The 18,775-nt window shown below is 41.8% G+C and carries 17 protein-coding genes; 6 read left to right on the top strand and 11 right to left on the bottom strand.

The features are described 5' to 3' along the window. Positions 1-322 precede the first annotated feature (322 nt). The 3 genes from H6G77_RS29660 to H6G77_RS29650 form a co-directional block, all read right to left on the bottom strand. Complete coding sequence (locus tag H6G77_RS29660) at positions 323-1,060, bottom strand: cyanoexosortase B system-associated protein (RefSeq protein WP_190873464.1); 738 nt, start codon at positions 1,058-1,060, stop codon at positions 323-325. Positions 1,061-1,134: 74 nt separating this feature from the next. Beyond that, on the bottom strand, positions 1,135-2,034 hold the full coding sequence (crtB, locus tag H6G77_RS29655; RefSeq protein WP_190593033.1) for a cyanoexosortase B: 900 nt from the start codon (positions 2,032-2,034) through the stop codon (positions 1,135-1,137). Between the two features lie 231 nt (positions 2,035-2,265). Further along, the gene (locus H6G77_RS29650; RefSeq protein ID WP_190873463.1) at positions 2,266-3,435 is read right to left on the bottom strand and encodes a DegT/DnrJ/EryC1/StrS aminotransferase family protein; all 1,170 of its coding nucleotides are present in this window, start codon (positions 3,433-3,435) and stop codon (positions 2,266-2,268) included. A gap of 667 nt (positions 3,436-4,102) precedes the next feature. On the opposite strand from H6G77_RS29650, the gene H6G77_RS29645 reads away from it, so the two are divergent. Next, on the top strand, positions 4,103-5,656 hold the full coding sequence (locus tag H6G77_RS29645; protein ID WP_190593031.1) for a GAF domain-containing sensor histidine kinase: 1,554 nt from the start codon (positions 4,103-4,105) through the stop codon (positions 5,654-5,656). A gap of 374 nt (positions 5,657-6,030) precedes the next feature. Next, positions 6,031-7,455 carry an IctB family putative bicarbonate transporter gene (locus tag H6G77_RS29640; protein WP_190873462.1) on the top strand — a complete coding sequence of 475 codons (1,425 nt, stop codon included), beginning with the start codon at positions 6,031-6,033 and terminating at the stop codon, positions 7,453-7,455. A 196-nt stretch (positions 7,456-7,651) separates the two neighbouring features. Here the strand turns inward: H6G77_RS29640 and H6G77_RS29635 are convergent, their stop codons facing one another. Both H6G77_RS29635 and smpB read right to left on the bottom strand, forming a co-directional pair. Next, positions 7,652-7,930 (bottom strand): WGxxGxxG family protein, encoded by a 279-nt coding sequence (locus H6G77_RS29635; RefSeq protein WP_190593048.1) that lies wholly within the window; start codon positions 7,928-7,930, stop codon positions 7,652-7,654. A 248-nt stretch (positions 7,931-8,178) separates the two neighbouring features. Then, a complete protein-coding gene (gene smpB / locus H6G77_RS29630; RefSeq protein ID WP_190593029.1) occupies positions 8,179-8,646 on the bottom strand; it encodes an SsrA-binding protein SmpB in 468 nt (155 codons plus the stop codon). Between the two features lie 477 nt (positions 8,647-9,123). Between smpB and H6G77_RS29625 the strand changes: the two genes are divergently transcribed. Beyond that, positions 9,124-9,807 carry a response regulator transcription factor gene (locus H6G77_RS29625; protein ID WP_190675894.1) on the top strand — a complete coding sequence of 228 codons (684 nt, stop codon included), beginning with the start codon at positions 9,124-9,126 and terminating at the stop codon, positions 9,805-9,807. Positions 9,808-9,927: 120 nt separating this feature from the next. Here the strand turns inward: H6G77_RS29625 and H6G77_RS29620 are convergent, their stop codons facing one another. From H6G77_RS29620 to murC, 4 genes are all read right to left on the bottom strand, one after another. Then, a complete protein-coding gene (locus H6G77_RS29620) occupies positions 9,928-10,413 on the bottom strand; it encodes a low molecular weight protein-tyrosine-phosphatase (RefSeq protein WP_190675892.1) in 486 nt (161 codons plus the stop codon). A gap of 95 nt (positions 10,414-10,508) precedes the next feature. Beyond that, complete coding sequence (locus H6G77_RS29615; RefSeq protein ID WP_190593026.1) at positions 10,509-10,856, bottom strand: YbaB/EbfC family nucleoid-associated protein; 348 nt, start codon at positions 10,854-10,856, stop codon at positions 10,509-10,511. A 213-nt stretch (positions 10,857-11,069) separates the two neighbouring features. Beyond that, positions 11,070-12,119, bottom strand: a complete 1,050-nt coding sequence (gene murB / locus H6G77_RS29610; protein WP_190593025.1) for a UDP-N-acetylmuramate dehydrogenase — start codon at positions 12,117-12,119, stop codon at positions 11,070-11,072. Positions 12,120-12,208: 89 nt separating this feature from the next. Next, positions 12,209-13,669: a UDP-N-acetylmuramate--L-alanine ligase gene (gene murC, locus H6G77_RS29605; protein WP_190593024.1), complete on the bottom strand. Its 1,461-nt coding sequence runs from the start codon at positions 13,667-13,669 to the stop codon at positions 12,209-12,211. Positions 13,670-14,066: 397 nt separating this feature from the next. On the opposite strand from murC, the gene nadD reads away from it, so the two are divergent. Continuing rightward, positions 14,067-14,690 (top strand): nicotinate (nicotinamide) nucleotide adenylyltransferase, encoded by a 624-nt coding sequence (gene nadD, locus H6G77_RS29600; protein WP_190873461.1) that lies wholly within the window; start codon positions 14,067-14,069, stop codon positions 14,688-14,690. 116 nt (positions 14,691-14,806) lie between these two features. After that, positions 14,807-15,820 (top strand): type I glyceraldehyde-3-phosphate dehydrogenase, encoded by a 1,014-nt coding sequence (locus H6G77_RS29595; protein WP_190593022.1) that lies wholly within the window; start codon positions 14,807-14,809, stop codon positions 15,818-15,820. Positions 15,821-15,889: 69 nt separating this feature from the next. Here H6G77_RS29595 and thiL read toward each other — a convergent pair whose 3' ends face one another. Further along, positions 15,890-16,888 carry a thiamine-phosphate kinase gene (gene thiL, locus H6G77_RS29590; protein WP_190873460.1) on the bottom strand — a complete coding sequence of 333 codons (999 nt, stop codon included), beginning with the start codon at positions 16,886-16,888 and terminating at the stop codon, positions 15,890-15,892. 141 nt (positions 16,889-17,029) lie between these two features. Here thiL and H6G77_RS29585 point away from each other — a divergent pair, with 141 nt between their 5' ends. After that, positions 17,030-17,599, top strand: a complete 570-nt coding sequence (locus tag H6G77_RS29585; RefSeq protein WP_190593020.1) for a Uma2 family endonuclease — start codon at positions 17,030-17,032, stop codon at positions 17,597-17,599. Positions 17,600-17,642: 43 nt separating this feature from the next. Here the strand turns inward: H6G77_RS29585 and H6G77_RS29580 are convergent, their stop codons facing one another. Further along, positions 17,643-18,749: a peptidylprolyl isomerase gene (locus H6G77_RS29580; protein ID WP_190593019.1), complete on the bottom strand. Its 1,107-nt coding sequence runs from the start codon at positions 18,747-18,749 to the stop codon at positions 17,643-17,645. Positions 18,750-18,775 lie beyond the last annotated feature (26 nt).

Below are 18,775 nucleotides of genomic sequence, written 5' to 3'. Positions count from 1 at the left end.
GTCGTTATTTTAGGTTGAAAGTAACTTGTATATTTGTTTTGAGTTGCAGAATTGATTATAGATAAGAGGCAAATTTTTAACTTGCCACTCTGGGAAATTGATGGATCAAAGATAACAGGTTTTCCACATTCTTTAGTTAAGTTCACATAGTTACAACCCAAATTACTTCTCAACTGGCTATAGCAATCCTAAATGATGGATTAACATCTCTCGGACTTGAAAATGCTGAGTGCTGAGTGCTGAGTAAAAATGCTAGTCCCACTTTCATGCTTGGCTATGAAACAAGTTTCATCGGGACTGCCTTGTCTCTTTTGTTCATGTATCATCTAGGATTACTAGATAAAGCATTTGCCATTAATCTAGTTTGCACCGTTTCACCCAAAGATTGAGCTAGTGAATTGGTAGTTTCTATGTTACCCAAAGGCTCAATCGGTATCATTATACTCACTGCTACCCAGGGATTTCGGCGTTTCTGCAACTGTGCCAATTGATCTTTAACAAACCAGTGCAAAGGTGATGGGTTGCCACCATTGGGGAAAGCATACCACTGTAAAACAGCAAAGGTATCTTGTTGCGTGGAAACGCGGAAAAATCTCGCTTTTACCAACGCATCAGCAGTAGAACTAGCAGTTTGGGACGGTTTCACCGAAAATTCCAGAGAACGTTCTTGGGCTATATCCCATTTTCCCCAGCGCAACCTACCCCAGCCGTTAATCTCCGTCCATTCCACTTCCGGTTGATCCTTCGGGCCGTTTTGTGGCAGTAATAGCAAAATCACCTGAGTGGGTGGACTTGCTTGTTTGAGAACTTGCAATGACCATTTATGTTCGCCTACTTGTTGTTCGGCTTGTTGAGTTGTTTCCCAGCCAGGAATGGTTAATCCGGTTTTACGTATTTTTTTTAATTCCTTGAGGGTGGTGACAGGTGGCGGCTGTTTCCATTCCCAGCGCCCTTTTAAGTAGCTGGGAACTGCGCCCATTGCCAAGAGCAGCAGCAACAATACCAGAGGTATTATATAAGTCACCTGTTTTTCTTTGAGAACCTTGGAAAAGGAAATCATCAGTAAAATTTGCAAGATTTACGCAAGATTTTACTGAATAATTGGTACTCTGAGTTCAGTAAAAGTAGCATTTATTAGTTCTGCTCTTCTATTGGTTCTGCAATTTCTGGATCTGCTAACAAATTGTTGTTCATCCAGTTCAGTAATGGTACGAGTAATAACAGCATACAAGCAGAATACAGATCACCGCCCCAACTATCATGCAACCATTTAAATGCGGCTTCGTTACCTGTGCCGTGAAAGTAACTGAGGAAGGTGTTCCGAATAATATTGGCGGTAACGCTAATGGCTACAGAAATACACATAAACCAAACACTAATGCGTCGGGAAACCAAAGCACCAGTCCAATACAGCAGCATTAAGCTGACGTAGAGAGTTGTAAACAACATTTTTAGCCCTGCACAATAGGGCGCTACTTCCACAATGCGTCCACCAACGTAAATATTGATTTCATCAACGGTGACTTGCATCCCAATTTGATTGAGTATGAATCCGGCTGTGCCAGCGATAAAGCTTTGTAGGGGTAAGGTGTAGGGAACTAATAAATAAGGTACAAAAGTGGGGGTTGCTAAAAATATCAATACCAACGGAAAGCCTTGTAAGCGCACACCTGCCACACCTTTAAACCACAGGCACAATCCTGTCAGAATAATTGGCAAAGATAGGTTAACCCAATCAGCAATTCCGCTTAGATAAAATACGCCGCCGATTAACAGTAAAAAAGCACCCAAGGGATGAGTGCTATCTGGTAAGCGTTGCCATTGTTTGCGGTTTAACCAACTCAAATAAGCAGCAAATGGCAGACCGATTATTCCATGACTAAAATATTCGTGTTCGATGCTGATAGTTTTGTGTAGCCAACCATCTAGCCAATGAAGCAACAAGGGTGTGTATAGTAATGCTAATACACCTAAAATTGCGATGCTCAGTATTTGTTGAGTGCTTCTAATTTGAATGTGTTGTGGAAGTGCCATGATTTTAAAGTGTTGAAGAATTCAGAACTCAGGAGTCAAAAGAGCATCAGATGATAAATTTAGTCTCTGGGATGAATTTCATTATGCCCACAGATTAAAGTCTGGGGCTACACAATCGAAGTCCGCCTGCGCGGACTAACCTCAAATAAATACTTTGGAAACCGCGCAGATGGTTATTGAGCTTGCCGAAATGTGGTCACTCTCCGGCAGTAACTCCTGAATTCTTGGTTGTTAGACGGATAACAACTGTTGTTGTTCGCCACTCATGATTGATGTAATCTCTGCCACGACTTCTTGAATTTGGCTACTATTTAAACCAGGATACATGGGTAGAGATAATATTTGTTTGGCTAGTTTTTCAGAGTGGGGGAAATCTCCTGGTTGATAGCCCAGGTAGGTGAATGCTGGTTGGAGATGGCAAGGAATTGGGTAGTGAATTCCAGTTTGAATACCGACGGCTGAGAGTTTGTCTTGAATTTGCTGGCGGCGTTCTGGTGAGGTAGGATCATCCACTTTAATGACGTAGAGGTGATAGACGTGTCCTGCGCCGCTTTGATTTTGGATGGGGATAATGCCAGCAGATGCTAAGGGGGCTAATTGAGTATCGTACTGTTGGGCGATGGCGTTGCGATCGCTATTCCATTGTTGTAAATAAGGTAATTTTGCCAGCAACACTGCTGCTTGTAAGGTATCTAGGCGACTATTTGTCCCTGGTTCCACATGCACATATTTTTGGGCTGCACCGTAATTGCGTAAGCGCACCATTTTTTGGGCAATTTCTGGATCTTTGGTAATTAACATTCCACCATCACCAAAAGCCCCTAAATTTTTACTGGGATAAAAGCTAAAAGCGGCGGCTGTCCCCACAGAACCAGCCCGATAACCTTCGCGTTCAGCTAAGTGCGCTTGGGCGGCATCTTCAAAAATTAATAGTTTGTATGTAGCGGCAAAATCTAATAATTGTTTTGGCGATACCATCTGCCCATACAAATGTACAGGAATAATAGCTTTTGTCTGGGCGGTAACTACTTTCGCTGCTGCGGCTAAATCAATTAAGGCTGTATCGGGGTCACAATCAACTAAAATTGGTTTTGCGCCAACCCGTAACACTCCAATTAATGTGGCAACAAAAGTATTGGCTGGCAAAATTACTTCATCGCCCACACCAATATTACAAGCTTGTAAACCAAGAGCGATCGCATCTGTTCCAGAGGCTACACCCACACCATATTCTGAATTAGATGCTGCGGCAAAAGCTGTCTCAAAATCTGCCAATGCCTTACCTAAAACAAAATCTCCCCGATTTAATACACTATTAATTGCTTGTTCTAATTGATTTTGAATTGGTTGATGTTGTAAATTTAAATCAACAAAAGGGACTCTCACAACCATTTTATTCATTGATAATTGCGCCTCAAACTTTAGGTGTAAAACTTGCGAGTAAATCTGTGTAAACTGATTGTTTAACCATAAACTTTAAACAAATCAGATTTGTAAAACATAAGTAAACCTTTGATAAAATTTACTCTTGAATATAATTTTTCCTGCCATAAAATCCATGAATAACAAACATAAAAGCCTGATACTAATTTTGGTTACTGACGAATTTATATTGCTGGAAAAGTAGATTTTTATCATTTGTTAAATACTAGAATAATCTGTATTTTCTGCTCACAAACATCAAAATACTTCCTTAAATACGATTAAGTTAATTTAACAGTATTTATACGTAAAAAATATTTGAGATATAAACAATGTTTGCGTAAGTACGGCAGAAAACCTCATTTTTGCCCTATGTATAAAGTTACTACAGAGAAAATACTTTTATACCAATCTTAGAATTATATTACCCAAGTCAAGTTAAAAACTAACGTTGTCTGATATCAAAACCTTGAGTAATCGTGACATCCTCTTATTTATCCGTAATTTCCACAGTTATATAAAATTTCTATGCAATTATTGTTTGTCGAGGGCAAAATTGGGGAATGCTTAACAATAGGAAATCATAACCCGGCAACAGTGGTTATATATATTACAATATCGACGAATTATCAAGGTAGCGGTGGCAATGGTAGAGCCTGAAAATAACTTATTTGCTCTTAAGGATGGTTGGGCTTCTCAAGAAACAAGAGAACAACAGCGCCTCACAGTGCTGTCAGAACTTGGTTTGCGACAACCCGAAACAATACCAGTTTTTGAGGAAGCTACTCAAACGGCTGCCCATTTTTTGGAAGCACCAATTTCCATATTGGGATTTGTAGATCAGGAACGTCACTGGTTTAAGTCAGCAGTAGGTTTATCCAGACTGGGATTAATGAATCATTTGGCGCAAAACCGTCAGTTATTGCGCCGAGAATCTTTCTGTACCCAAGTCGTGGAAACTTGCAGAGAACTAGTCATTAACGACACTCATAAATATAGTAGTAATACTATTGTTACTAGTAAATTAGTACAAGAATATGGCATTCGCGCCTACTTGGGAGTGCCATTAATTGATTCTTCCGGTCATTGTTTGGGTGCCTTAGCCGTGATGGATTTGGTACCGCGCGAATTTAAAAACCGAGATATTGAATTTCTGCAAATCATTGCTCGTTGGAGCATGAGTGAGTTTGAACGCAACCGACTTTTGCAAAGTAGACCAGAAAAAAGCAATCAAAAGAATGGGTCTACTTTATTCATCAATGAAGAGTCTAGCAATGGCATTAAGCTCTCATCAGCGAGTTTAGAAAAAGAATCACATTCTACTAAACAGCTAAAACTAGAACTATTAGGTCAACTTACCCAAGAGTTACGTACTCCTTTAACTTCTGTGCTGGGTATGGCTAGTGTTTTAGGTAGAGAAATTTATGGGCCTTTGACAACTAAGCAAAGAGAGTACCTCGAAATTATCCAACATAGTGGTCGTTACTTACTTTCTCTCGTTAACGAGATCACTGAATTAGGTACTGTAGAGGACAATTCCCAGAGTCTCAACCTAGCTCCAGTAGACATCGAAATGTTATGCCAACAAGCTATTAATAGCTTAGAAGAGCCAGCTAACCGTCGGGAGCAAGATATTCGCCTATCAATAGAACCAGGGCGTGGTCGCATTTGGCCTTTGGATAAAGACAAAGTGCGGCAAATTCTTTATCACATGGTGTTTAGCGTAATTCAGTTATCCGCTACAGGTAGTATTGTGCGGATTCATGTCTCTTACAAGGAAAATACCCTGAATATTACTGTTTGGGTTTCACATCCTTGGCTGGGAGATGGAATTACTGAAGTTGATCCTTATTTTCGGCTTCATCCCTTATCTTTATTGGAATTGACCAATGAAGCAGTATCATACAGTGCTTATGCCGCAAACCCAGATGAATTAGGAGGTTTGACAATAGCACTAGAACAATCACCCAACTTAAATGATTCTTACTCAGATTTATTGATCGCTAATCCTGAGATGGAATTAGTTAAGAGTAATAATGGTTTATCTCGTGAAAGCTTAGGTTTGTTGCTCAGTTGTCAGCTGGCGGAATTGCATGGTGGACAAATTTCGATTCAAGGTTCAGCAGAATCTGGACACCGTTATGTACTGTCTTTACCACTACAAACGGCTAATACGAGCGAAGCTGTTAACGAAATTTAATCACAAGCTAATTCTTTTGAATCTACCCAACTACTAATTTTTTCCCATCAATCAGCATCATCAAATCAATCAACACTCGTCTTCAGAGACATCAGAGGCTGAGATTAAAAAAATATTTCGTTATTCAAGGATAAGGAGGACAGAAGTATTGTGGAGTAAACAAATGAGATGATTTATTTGTGGGATTACCTTAAGTAAAAAGATTAAAATCTTAAATTTCGATTTCTGTCCAATTTTTAGATGTGATATTCCGATTTTCGCCCAAATGCAATATTAACTTGCGATCGCTGTTGTTCTCTGTTTATAATCACCCGCATTATCATTGAGGGCAAGTTCTGTCTGTGCAGTTCGGCTCATTAAATGCAGCGTGTCTTATGAATTTAGTCTGGCAACGATTGACTTTATCTGATTTACCACTCAAAGAATACCTGGCAACGAGCTATTTACGTCGTTGTTCGATTGGTTTGCTGAACTCCTGGCGGCAAAGTAGCATTTTGCTTCAGTGGGGAGACATAATTGCAGCTGCTTTAATCAGCTTAATTTATGTTCTTGCGCCTTTTGTATCGAGTACATTGATTGGAGTACTGCTGATAGCATGTGTAGGTTTTTGGCTGTTGTTGACTTTATCTGATGAACCAATACCAGCCAACGCACCATTAGTCACGCCGATTCACTTGTTGGTATTGCTTTATTGGGGAATTGCTGTGGTAGCTACAGCATTATCACCAGTGAAAAAGGCTGCTTTAAATGACTTGGCAACTTTAACACTATATTTGTTGCTGTTTGCTCTTTGTGCTAGGGTACTCAGGTCGCCACGACTCCGGTCTTGGATTATTACGTTATATCTACATATATCGCTAATTGTTAGTGTATATGGATTAAGGCAATGGTTTTTTGGTGCTGCCCAATTAGCTACATGGGTAGATCCAGAATCACCTTTGTCTAAAACAACTAGGGTTTATAGTTATTTGGGTAATCCTAACTTGTTGGCTGGTTATTTAATGCCAGCTGTCGTTTTGAGTTTAGTGGCAATTTTTGTTTGGCAAGGTTGGGTCAAAAAAGCTTTAGCGTTGACAATGGTAGTTGTGAATGCGGCTTGCTTAGTTTTGACTTTTAGCCGTGGTGGCTGGATTGGCCTAGTAGTAGGAGTTTTAACAGCGATCGCATTATTAGTTTATTGGCAGAGTTTACAGCTACCTCCTTTTTGGCGTACTTGGTCACTGCCGATCATTATGGGCGGTTTGCTGGGATTATTGATACTGGCAGTCATCTTTGTTGAGCCTGTACGTTTGCGAGTTTTTAGTATTTTTGCCGATCGCCAAGATAGTAGTAACAATTATCGCCGCAATGTTTGGGATGCTGTTTTTGAAATGATCCGCGATCGGCCTATTATTGGTATTGGCCCCGGTCACAACGCTTTTAATAAAGTTTACCCACTTTATCAACGTCCTCGTTATAGTGCTTTAAGCGCCTACTCAATTCTGCTAGAGGTGGCTGTGGAAACTGGCTTTGTTGGTTTGGCTTGTTTCCTGTGGTTGATAGTAGTTACCTTCAACTCAGCATTTATGCAACTGCGGAGATTGCGCGAATCTGGAAATGTTCAAGGTTTTTGGCTAATTGGTGCTTGTGCAACTTTACTGGGAATGTTAGCCCACGGTACTGTAGATACAATTTGGTTCCGGCCGGAAGTAAATACACTTTGGTGGTTGATGGTGGCTATCATTGCAAGTTACTGGCGGCCACTACATCAAGATAGTAGCCAAGCCATTAATTCATCTAATCCAGAGTCTGCTAGTTAACATTGACAGGACTTAAGCCGTAGGATGCAAAATCAAGGTTTAGGAAAAGGTGTAGGTGTTCAAAACCCTTACATCCTTAAACCCATCCTCAACAGACAACCTTTGTGCGTAATTCCTGACTGAGATAAATGGGCAAGTTTCCACTGCAAACTTGCCCATTTCTGTTGTTGATGTTGCCGCATTTTATTTTGTGGTGCTAGTCCCTGTAGCTAGTAGCACCAGGGGCATTAGGATCACGATAGCGGGTAGGTTCATCGTTATGCTTTCTACCAGCTAAACCTGCTAAACCAATGAGACCTAATAACCCCAACCAACCCCAATCAAAATCATTGCGAGCGTAAGTTGTTGTTCTGGGCGCATCACCAGTAGTTGTAGTAGTGTTGTCTTGAGCTTGCACAGGCAATGTTAAAGGCATAATTGCCATACCTAATGTTAATACTCCAGCACTAACAGCTTGAGTCAAGTTGAGTTTCATGGTGAGGTTCCTTGTTGGTTCCATAGTTACTCACCACTGTATCGACTCCTAGGGAAACCAGAATCAATCTGTAGCCATAAACTAGGCTGTTTATCAACTCACGCTGAGGGTATATAAAGAAAAAGTGTGAAGTCTGAATTTTGAAGTCTGAAATATTTTCCTTATACTTTCTTGATTAAAAGTGATGAGTAAAAATACTAGCCCCTAGCCTCTAGTCTCCAGCCTCTCTCCTAACTATTAACCATTGACTAATAATTTTTCATCGCCCTTTGAATATCCCGTTGATCCTGACGACGTTTGAGGTCTTCTCGCTTGTCATGGAGTTTTTTACCTTTACCAAGGGCAATGCTGATTTTTACCCAGCCTCGCTTGAGATACATTTTTAAAGGTACTAGTGTCAAACCCTGCTGTTCTACTTTGCCAATCAACTTCCGAATTTCCTGGCGATGCAGCAATAACTTGCGTGTGCGTCGGGGTTCATGGTTAAAATATTGCCCACTCGCAGTATATGGAGAAATATGCACATTAATTAGCCATATTTCTCCATCACGAATCAAAGCATAACCATCTTGGAGATTCACCTTGCCAGCACGAATGGATTTCACCTCCGTTCCAGTCAACTGCACACCAGCTTCATAAGTTTCCAAGATTTCATACAAATAACGGGCTTGACGGTTGTCGCTAATGACTTTGTAACTTTCGCTTTTTTCACTCATTGATATTTTTATAAGTTTAAATGTGTTGCCAAAATCCTTGAGATTGGCAGGTGAATTTATAGAGGCATATTAAACCACTATAAATTAATTATTCTCGGAATATCAGTGTTATTCTATTAATCTAGCTTTTGACAACTATCAAGTAAAATGTTTTTTGCCTCACAAGTTGCTGCATTATGATTTATAAAGTCAATATGATTTACGGTATGGTGAGTTATTACTCTGAGTTAATTGCAATTTGTGAAGAATTACAAAAGTCTCTATGTCTAGCAAGCACTAGCTATACAACCTACGTTAAACTGCTTGAGTCACTCCTAATGATTTAAGATTTTCTTTATAATTTATCTATTCGGGCAGTCATTAGCTGGTAATCCTGTCATAGTATGAAACATAAGAACACTATTATTAGCTGTGTTCACTGAAAAAGCGCGTAGAAGCAAATTTCCAAATAATAAAAATGCTAGGGGTGTACTGTCCATGCCCTTGACGATCCTTGTGGTGGATGACGACCTGGGCACTCGTCTGTCTATTAGCGATTATCTTGAACTGTCTGGCTACTCGGTGATCACGGCTAATGACGGTCAAGAAGCTTTGGCAATGGTAGAAGAATACTGTCCTGATTTAATTGTCACTGATATAGTCATGCCAAGGATGAATGGTTATGAACTGGTACGCCGAGTGCGCCAACAACCAGGATTCCGTTTGTTGCCTGTAATTTTATTAACAGCACGTACCAAGACCCAAGAGAGAATTTTGGGCTATCAGTCGGGTTGTGATTTATACTTACCCAAGCCGTTTGAGTTAGAGGAATTAGCGGCGGCTATTCGCAATTTATTGGAGCGATCGCAAATCATTCAATCACAATACCGCGTTTCTCATAAAGAAAATCTGACTAATTCAACTCCAGCAACAGCTGTAGAAGCTCAGAACTCTGTCTTTACTCACCTAGACAAACCAGAGTTTTTCTCTTCCCTGACTTCCAGAGAACAAGAAGTTTTAGAACTGCTGACTCATGGTTTGTCAAATGTGGAAATGGGTCAACAATTACACCTGAGTCCCAGAACGGTAGAAAAGTACGTTAGTAGTTTATTAAGAAAAACCGCTACCAGTAACCGAGCTGAACTGGTACGGTTTGCAATTAAACATGGTCTAGTCGAATAACTATCGAACTTACCCATTGATACAAAAAATTAAGGCTTTGGAAGAGGGTGTAGGGATACCCCTACACCCATTTTTCAAAAATAACCTTTGTGCGTAAGTTATAAACTATTTGTGCATCAATCAAGCTTGTAATTCTTGCTGCGTAATCTCCTGAAGTAGACCTTCACAAGCATCCACCAGTAAATCGATGACTTGATTAAATCCCTCCACTCCCCCGTAGTAGGGATCGGGAACTTCTTTCAGGTTATGTTGAGTGCAAGAATCACACATTAAGCGCACTTTGTGGTGATATTTGCCAGTGGGATCAAGAGCAAGAATATCATCGTAATTGTCTCGATCCATTGCCAAAATCAAATCAAACTCCTGAAAATCTGACTTGGCAAATTGTCTGGCTCGACCACGCAGTTGAATTCCTAATTTAGCAGCCGCCGCCGCACTCATCCGGCGGTCAGGCGGACTACCAATGTGATAGCTAGATGTACCAGCAGAATCACAGATAATGCTGTTACTTAATCCAGCCTGATCGATCAGATGATTCATGATGTTTTCTGCCGATGGCGAACGACAGATGTTTCCCAGGCAGACAAACAACAGTTTGTAGGGCATAGGTATTTTTTGTACTTTATCCTTTGTCCTGTGTCACTTGTCATTTGCCATTTGTACAAACTAATGACTAATGACTCATGACTAATGACTCATGACTAAAATCCAGGCAATTCCAGTCCACTGGTCAATTCTTCCATCCGTTCCCGCATTGTGGCTGTGGATTTGGTGTAAGCATCTTTCATCGCTGCTGTTACAAGGTCGGAAAGTAATTCTGCACCTTGTGCTAAAGCATCAGGAGAAATTTCTACTCGTTTGGGTTCTTGGTTGCCACTGACAATGACCTTGACCAAACCACCACCAGCTTCTCCTTGAATTTCCATTTGCTCCAATTCTTCTTGGAGTCGCTTTGCACCTTCTTGAACTTGCTGCGCTTTTTTGAAGGCTTCGGCAAGTTCTTTCATTTTGCCTAAGCCAAAGCCGAATCCTTGTCCTTTACCTGTCATAATTGATTGTCCGCGTGTGCTTTCAATAACAAATCACATTCAATTATAGATGCGGGTGGTAATTTGCCACTTTTATTACTAATAATTAATGGTGGGGAATAGGGAATAGGGTGTAGGGAATAGGGAATAAGGGCTAGGAAAGAGAAGATTAAATATCGCTGGCTATGAATCAAATTCCTCACTAGCCTCTAACCTCTAACCCCTAGCCTCTCCTTAGCCACAAGCTGCTTGAAACTCACCCATCATTTTGACTTCTGGCTCTAACAAAATCGACCAGCGTTCTTGCACTTGTTCTTGGATGTGACGAATCAGGCAGAAAATATCACTGGCTTTAGCTCCACCGCGATTCACAATAAAATTGGCATGGAGTTGAGCTACCTGTGCGCCACCGATTTGATAGCCTTTGAGTCCGGTTTGTTCAATTAACCAACCTGCTGCATAGGGTTTGGGGTTACGGAAGACGCTACCGCAACTGGGGAAGTTATAAGGTTGGGTGGAGAGTCGATGTTGTTTGTGTTGTTTAGTCACAGCTAAAACTGTGGCGGGGTCGGCTCCTGGTTGCAGTTGGAAGGTTGCTTGGGTGACGATGCGTTGGCAACGCCTCTCCGTTCGCGCAGCGTCTCCGCCAGGAGAAGGAGACTCGCTACCTTGGAGTAATGAAGTTCGATAGCTGTAACCCATTTGTTCAGGACTGAAAGTTTCGAGTGTGCCATCAGGAGATAGAACTTCGGCACTAACCAAGATATCTGCGATGCAGCTATTATGTGCGCCAGCATTCATCACGACAGCACCACCCACAGTACCAGGAATACCAACAGCCCACTCTAAACCTTGCCATCCTAGTTGTGCTGCTTCCCATGCTAGGCTGGGAATCGGTTCTCCCGCAGCAACTGTTAATAAACCTGTTTCTGGGTCAAAGTGGGTGTGGCGTAGGTGGCGTGTGGCAACCACTAGTCCAGGTAAACCGCGATCGCTTACTAGCAGGTTAGAACCTGCACCTAATGTTGTTACAGTTAAGTTATGTTCTTTTGCATAATTCAAGCTGGCTTGCAGTGCTTCTAAGTTCCGAGGCGCAACGTACCATTCTGCTGCTCCGCCAACTCTGTAAGAAGTAAACGCAGACAACGCAGCCTGAGACCTGATCATGCAATCTGTACCTGGTAAATAAATTATTTTGTTATCTGATGATTTATCTGTTTCCTGTTTCTGTGTAGGTGTAGCAGAAACTGTGCAGATGTTTCCAGCTGCCTGGGAGATTTTCATTTTGACATCAATTTTGTGAAATTTTTACATTTTTCTGCCGCAAAAATACAGCAAGGGATATGAATTAATGGTGCCGTTACTCAACGGTCTTAAGAGGTGGCTGTAGCAGCCTCACAAAGTGTAGTAATTAATTCTGGTATGACTTGATTGAGATTTCCTGCACCAAGGAACAAAGCTAAGTCGCCGGGGCGTAGCGTTTTGAGTAAAAACTCGCGCACTAGGGGTAAAGTTGGTTGATACACTACCTGGGGATGAAACTTACCAACTTCTGCTGCTAACTGTTCCCCACTGATTTGCCCTAAGTTGGGTTCCCCTGCACTGTAAATATCAGTCAAGACAACCAAATCAGCATGAGCAAAGGACTGAGAAAATTCTTCTAAAAATGTCAGTGTGCGACTGTAACGGTGGGGTTGGAAGATCGCCACCACTCTTTGTCCTGGTCTAGCCTGGAGACGCGCCGCCGCAAGGGTAGCCCGCAGTTCGCTGGGGTGATGGGCATAATCATCAATAAAGGTAATACCATCAACTTCTCCACGAAACTCAAAGCGTCGTCTTGCACCTTCAAAAGTGGCAATAGCTTTGGCAATTTCACCGAATTCTAAATTTAAAATGCGACCAACAGCCACTGCGGCTAAAGCATTGCTCAGGTTATGCCGACCGAGTAAGCGTAATTTTAATACACCTAAAGCTTTACCACGTTCCCAAACTAAAGCTGTGGTGCCATCGTGACGATAGTCAATATTGGTCACGCTATAGTCAGCATTTGTATCTTGATGTAGACTGTAGCTGATTGTCGGTTTTAGGCGATCGCGTACTGTTTCACAATCAATACTGCCGATTAAGGTCTTGCAACCTTGGGCAAATTTTTGGAAAGTATCAACCACCTCATCTAATGTGTCGTAGTGGTCAGGGTGGTCTAGTTCAATATTAGTGATAATGCCAATCTCCGGCGCGTGTTTCACCAAAGAACCATCAGATTCATCTGCTTCTGCTACTAGATATTGGCTTTCTCCTAAGCGAGCATTGCCTTCCCAAGCATTAACTTCACCGCCTACCAAAATGGTGGGATCTAAACCAGCTTGTAGGAGCATGTAACCAATCATGCTACTGGTTGTAGTTTTGCCATGAGTACCTGCTACAGCAATGCTCTTATAATCAGCAATCAAAGCAGCAAGTACATCTGAACGATGTAATATCGGACAGCCTAATTCTAAAGCAGCTTTATATTCTAAATTGTTAGTGTTAATTGCAGTGGAACAAATTACTTGAGGTAGTGAGGACTCAATAGCAGCTGATAATTCTTGTGAACTTAATGCTGCTGCATTCGTCATCACCTTGGGGCGAAAGAATTCAAGATTACTTGCTTCTTGCTTGCCAAAAATATGTGTACCGATAGATTCTAACTTGTGCGTAATATGATTTGGCCGAACATCTGAACCTGATACTGGCAATTGACGCTTTGCCAGTACATAAGCTAGAGCCGACATTCCTATGCCACCAATTCCAATAAAATGGAATGGTCTACCGCCGAAATCCACAGCATTATTCATTGATTACTCCTCTTACACCACACCATATTCACAAATGACACGCGTATCATAACAGGAATTTGTTTTTTACCGTAAATTTTTCTACACCTTTTTTATGCTGGTTGTCGGAGAGCTTTTCCGCTTTCGTTATGTGGATTGAGAATGATTTTACCTTTGTAGGAGGTTTTTGCTATTTCTGAACTGTTTTTAAGATTATTCTGAAAATTTCCACTGCATCGGGAAAGAAATTCTTGTAAGTAGAAATACATATTTTTAGATTCCTGACTAGTAAGGGCTACGATAATACATTCCTAGCCAAATGAGTTTTAAATTTCATCAAGCTAAGGCATGAATTGAGTACAATAATACATTGACAGTGAAATTGTGTTTCAAATGTATAAAGCCTGGGTAAGAGCAGATGCAACATCTGGCAATTTTCGGTGGCACATTTGATCCAATTCATTGGGGACACTTACTCATCGCCGAAATGGCTTTGTCTCAAGTACCCCTAGATCAAATAATTTGGGTACCATCGTTCAATCCTCCACACAAAAAAGCAGCACGATTTGAGCATCGAGCAAAGATGCTGGAAATAACTACAAGAGACAACCCAGCTTTTACTGTCTCCTTGGTGGAGTCAAATCGCTCTGGAACCTCTTACGCTATCAACACGTTGATTGACCTATCGGCTGTTTATTCAAATACTCATTGGTACTGGATTTTGGGTTTGGATACTTTCCAAACCTTACCTCGGTGGTACCGTAGACAAGAGTTAGTACAAATGTGTGACTGGTTGATTGCGCCCCGACAATTAGATGGTGATCAAGCTAAAAGCAACATTATCTGCCAGCAAGTTGAGCAACAACTACAACAGCAGTCACTTACCATTCACTGGCAATTCTTGAATATACCCTTAGTGGGAGTTTCGTCAAGTCTTATTCGCAAACTTTCTTGCCAAAATCAATCTATTAAGTATTTAGTTCCAGAGCCGGTTAGATTCTACATCACGACCAATAACCTCTATTCAGAAAAATCTGAATAAAATATATATTTTTTTTTGGATCTAACACTTTATAGTTATTAATACTCCCCCCCTTTGCGATATGATTGGGTTCAAAGATATCAACTTATAGGCATAAATACAGAGGGCAAGACACTGTGATTAGAGTCGCAATCAACGGTTTCGGGCGCATCGGGCGTAACTTTGCACGTTGTTGGCTAGGTCGGCAAAATAGCAATATCGACCTTGTAGCTGTCAATGACACATCAGATCCTAGAACAAATGCTCACCTCCTGAAGTATGACTCAATGCTTGGGAAGTTAAAGGATGTTGACATTACCGCCGATGATAACTCTATCATCGTTAACGGTAAAACCATTAAATGCGTATCTGATCGCAATCCAGAAAACTTGCCCTGGAGAGAATGGGGAATTGACCTGATTATTGAAGCAACTGGGGTATTTACTAGCAAAGAGGGAGCTTTAAAGCACGTAAATGCTGGAGCCAAAAAGGTTCTGATTACTGCTCCTGGGAAAAATGAAGATGGTACTTTCGTTATCGGCGTGAATCATCACGATTACGATCACAATGTACACCACATTATTAGTAATGCCAGCTGCACTACCAACTGTTTGGCTCCTATTGCCAAGGTGCTGAATGATAAATTCGGTATCATTAAAGGCACAATGACCACCACCCACAGCTACACCGGAGACCAGCGTTTGCTAGATGCTTCTCACCGCGATGTACGTCGGGCAAGAGCAGCAGCCATCAACATTGTTCCCACCTCTACAGGTGCAGCAAAAGCAGTGGCGCTAGTAATTCCAGAACTCAAAGGTAAGCTGAATGGTGTTGCCTTACGTGTACCAACCCCGAACGTCTCAATGGTAGATTTCGTTGTTCAGGTTGAGAAGCGTACTATTACGGAAGAAGTCAACCAAGCCCTCAAGGATGCCTCAGAAGGTTCACTCAAAGGTATTCTAGACTACAGTGAGCTTCAGTTGGTATCCTCAGACTACCAAGGTACTGATGCTTCTTCTATTGTTGATGCCAGCTTGACTTTAGTAATGGGCAGTGACTTAGTAAAAGTTATGGCTTGGTATGACAATGAGTGGGGTTATAGCCAACGTGTTCTAGATTTGGCTGAACTAGTAGCCCAGAAGTGGCAATAATTTGTCAATGGTCATTTGTCATTTGTCATTGGTCTTGGAACTCATGACAAAGGACTAAGGACAAACTCACTATTGACCAAAATGTTGAAATCCCTGACTAAGACTAAGAACTTGGTCAGGGATTTGTTGATGTTGGTCACGTAATAACACTTGTGAACCAGATGTAATAGTACCGATAATTGCTGCGTCTTGGTTGAGTTGCTGTACTAGGGCATTTGCTTGTGTGGGTGGTAAGCAAAGTACTAATTCAAAGTCTTCACCACCGTAGAGGGCGTATTCTATTGCTTGTTCTGGCTTGAGCCAATTGGTAAAGATAGCTGGAAAAGGAATTTTTTGGCGGTCGATAACTGCACCTACGTTACTGGCGCGACAAATTTGTAAAACTGCATCTGCTAAACCATCGCTACTATCCATTCCGGCTACGGGGAGTGGTGAAGTGAAAATTTCCCAGAGTATGGGTAAGACATCTAAACGGGGTTGAGGGCGTTGGTGAGCTTTGATAAGGGTGGTCTTTTCTACTGGAGAGAGGTTATGCCCTAATTGGGGACGCAAGAGCAGTTGTAAGCCCGCGTGGGAGGCTCCATGAACACCTGTAACCACGATCGCCATTCCCACTTTAGCAGCAGAACGGCGGATAATGCGCTGGGGATCAACTTGACCAAAGGCGGTAATGGAGATGGTTGCAGTTGGCGATCGCACTACATCACCACCGACAATTGGGGTATGGTATTTTTGCAAGCATTCTGTCATTCCTTGGTAAAGTCGCTCTACCCAACTTACCTGTAAATCACCAGGTAGCCCCAAACCAACAGTAATACCTAAAGGAGTAGCCCCCATTGCAGCTAAATCTGATAAATTCGCGGCTGCGGCTCGCCAACCAGCATCCTCTGGGGAAGTAGTAGCATCACTGAAGTGTACGCCATCAACTAAAACATCGGTAGTTACTACTAGTGATGTTCCTGGCGGTGTTTCTAGAACTGCTGCATCGTCTCCGATAATTTCTGGGGGGCAGAAGCTTTGTAATTTTGCTAATAGTCCTTGTTCGCCAATGTCTTTAACTTTGGTCATTGGTCATTTGTCATTATTCCATAGTCAATTGTCCTTTGTTTTGTCCCTTCTCCTTGTCTTACCTACACCCTTGCACCTTTACCTCCCCTACTTTCTACTCCCTCAAGTTACGATAATGGTATAGTTTAGGAGACTGTGGGGATGGTCGCTACACCAGTAATAAAGCTCACATTTGAAGAGTATTTAACCTATGATGATGGCAGTGGTTTTCACTACGAGTTAGTGGATGGCAGGCTGGAATTAATGAACCCTCCTACAATTGAACATTTTTTAATTGTCGAATTTTTAGCTACCGTATTAAAACTAGAAATCGCACGTTTAAGTTTACCTTGGCTAACTTTTCGGGAAACTGGGACGAGAACAGGAAGAAATAAGTCTAGGTTAACTGATTTGTGTGTGGTAACACAGGAGCAAGCCAGAGATTTACTAAAGGCTTCAGCTGTGTTTGAGACAACACCATTACTGGTTGTAGAAGTAGTCAGTCCAGATTCTATCAAGCGGGACTATCGCCATAAGCGGTCTGAGTATGCGGCGGTTGGTGTGCCGGAATATTGGATTGTAGACCCGTTAGAATTAAAAGTTACTGTATTGCTGCTGGAAGAAGGATTTTACGAAGAGACAGTGTTTACGGCTGACCAGAAAATTGTATCGCAGACGTTTCCCGAATTAGCGATCGCTCCTCATCAAATATTCGCGGCGGGAAATGTGTGAAGTATGAAGTATGAAATTTAACACTTCATACTTCCTACTTTATCTAGGCTGCTTGGGGTTGGACTAGATTCTCTATGCCTTGAGTCACTGTTGCAGATTCGATTTTGTCACCAGCTTTGAGTTTATCTAAAACATCTCTGCCTTCTGTGAGATAACCAAATACTGAGTAACGACCATCCAGCAAGTTACGTCCGGCGGGGGTGAGTTCTGGTTCAAACAAGAAAAAGAACACTTGCGATGAACCACCATTTACTTCGCTTTCGGGACGCGCCATTGCTAATGCACCAAAGGAAGAGAACGGTAAAACTGGCATATCCAAATAACGACCAGCATCTTCTAAGGTAATGCCATAAGTTGGTGCTTTATCTCCTTCGACTAGAATTTCTAAAGGAATTGCCCGATATTTGCCTGTTTTGGGGTCAATAAAACCTTGTTCTTTACCTGGGGGGTCGCCTGTTTGCAAGACGTAGGATTCTTCAGAGCGAGTAAATTCTAACCCGTTATAAAAACCCCTTTGGACTAAATCTACAAAGTTACCAGCCGTCACAGGTGCGCTATAACCATCTACAACAACGGTTAAATCGCCTTTATTGGTTTTAATTGCAATGGTCGCACGTCCTTTGAGTTGGGCTAAATTACTGTATTCTTCTGGGACTTCAAAGGGAAATTGCTGCACCATTGACTCTTCTAGCAAAGAAACTAAACTCAGCAATTTGTTTCGCCCTTGCAGAATTTTTTCTTTATCTTTGGATTGTGTCAATTCTTGCAGTTTAATTACGCCAGATTTTAATTCTTCAAGCCATGCTGTGGCTTGGGGTTGGCGTTCTTCGGGGACGCTTGCTAAGATTTGTGAAGGCTTATCAAGCACGCGAGATGCTTTACTCAGGTCTTTGGAGACAGCACCCCAGCGTCGATTAGCTCGCAACTGAGTTGATATGTCTTCTAGACTGGCTTGCAGTTGCCTGACTGGTTCATTTTTGATTGGGAGTGCATAACGCAACAAAGCTTTGCCGTCGGTAATTGCATTGCCAGAGGGCAAGGCGGCATTACTGGAGGGAGTCCAGCCAGCTGTATTGATGCCTAAAAATATAACTACCAACAGTATTGTTACTAGGCTGGACTTTAGCCAGGATTTTATTAACTTAAACATGAGTATGGCTCAAATGCAGCATGAAT

This window comes from Aulosira sp. FACHB-615, from assembly GCF_014698045.1.
Lineage (GTDB): Bacteria > Cyanobacteriota > Cyanobacteriia > Cyanobacteriales > Nostocaceae > Nostoc_B.
The sequence above is the reverse complement of the archived record's forward strand: the minus strand, read 5'-3'. Positions and strand labels throughout refer to the sequence as shown.

Coding starts and splice junctions, on each gene's coding strand:
- H6G77_RS29635 (WP_190593048.1), bottom strand. CDS start 7,930: ATGAAACTCAACTTGACTCAAGCTGTTAGTGCTGGAGTATTAACATTA.
- H6G77_RS29585 (WP_190593020.1), top strand. CDS start 17,030: ATGGTCGCTACACCAGTAATAAAGCTCACATTTGAAGAGTATTTAACC.
- smpB (WP_190593029.1), bottom strand. CDS start 8,646: ATGAGTGAAAAAAGCGAAAGTTACAAAGTCATTAGCGACAACCGTCAA.
- H6G77_RS29580 (WP_190593019.1), bottom strand. CDS start 18,749: ATGTTTAAGTTAATAAAATCCTGGCTAAAGTCCAGCCTAGTAACAATA.
- murB (WP_190593025.1), bottom strand. CDS start 12,119: ATGAAAATCTCCCAGGCAGCTGGAAACATCTGCACAGTTTCTGCTACA.
- H6G77_RS29640 (WP_190873462.1), top strand. CDS start 6,031: ATGAATTTAGTCTGGCAACGATTGACTTTATCTGATTTACCACTCAAA.
- thiL (WP_190873460.1), bottom strand. CDS start 16,888: ATGACCAAAGTTAAAGACATTGGCGAACAAGGACTATTAGCAAAATTA.
- nadD (WP_190873461.1), top strand. CDS start 14,067: ATGCAACATCTGGCAATTTTCGGTGGCACATTTGATCCAATTCATTGG.
- H6G77_RS29660 (WP_190873464.1), bottom strand. CDS start 1,060: ATGATTTCCTTTTCCAAGGTTCTCAAAGAAAAACAGGTGACTTATATA.
- crtB (WP_190593033.1), bottom strand. CDS start 2,034: ATGGCACTTCCACAACACATTCAAATTAGAAGCACTCAACAAATACTG.
- H6G77_RS29620 (WP_190675892.1), bottom strand. CDS start 10,413: ATGCCCTACAAACTGTTGTTTGTCTGCCTGGGAAACATCTGTCGTTCG.
- H6G77_RS29615 (WP_190593026.1), bottom strand. CDS start 10,856: ATGACAGGTAAAGGACAAGGATTCGGCTTTGGCTTAGGCAAAATGAAA.
- H6G77_RS29645 (WP_190593031.1), top strand. CDS start 4,103: ATGGTAGAGCCTGAAAATAACTTATTTGCTCTTAAGGATGGTTGGGCT.
- murC (WP_190593024.1), bottom strand. CDS start 13,669: ATGAATAATGCTGTGGATTTCGGCGGTAGACCATTCCATTTTATTGGA.
- H6G77_RS29625 (WP_190675894.1), top strand. CDS start 9,124: ATGCCCTTGACGATCCTTGTGGTGGATGACGACCTGGGCACTCGTCTG.
- H6G77_RS29650 (WP_190873463.1), bottom strand. CDS start 3,435: ATGAATAAAATGGTTGTGAGAGTCCCTTTTGTTGATTTAAATTTACAA.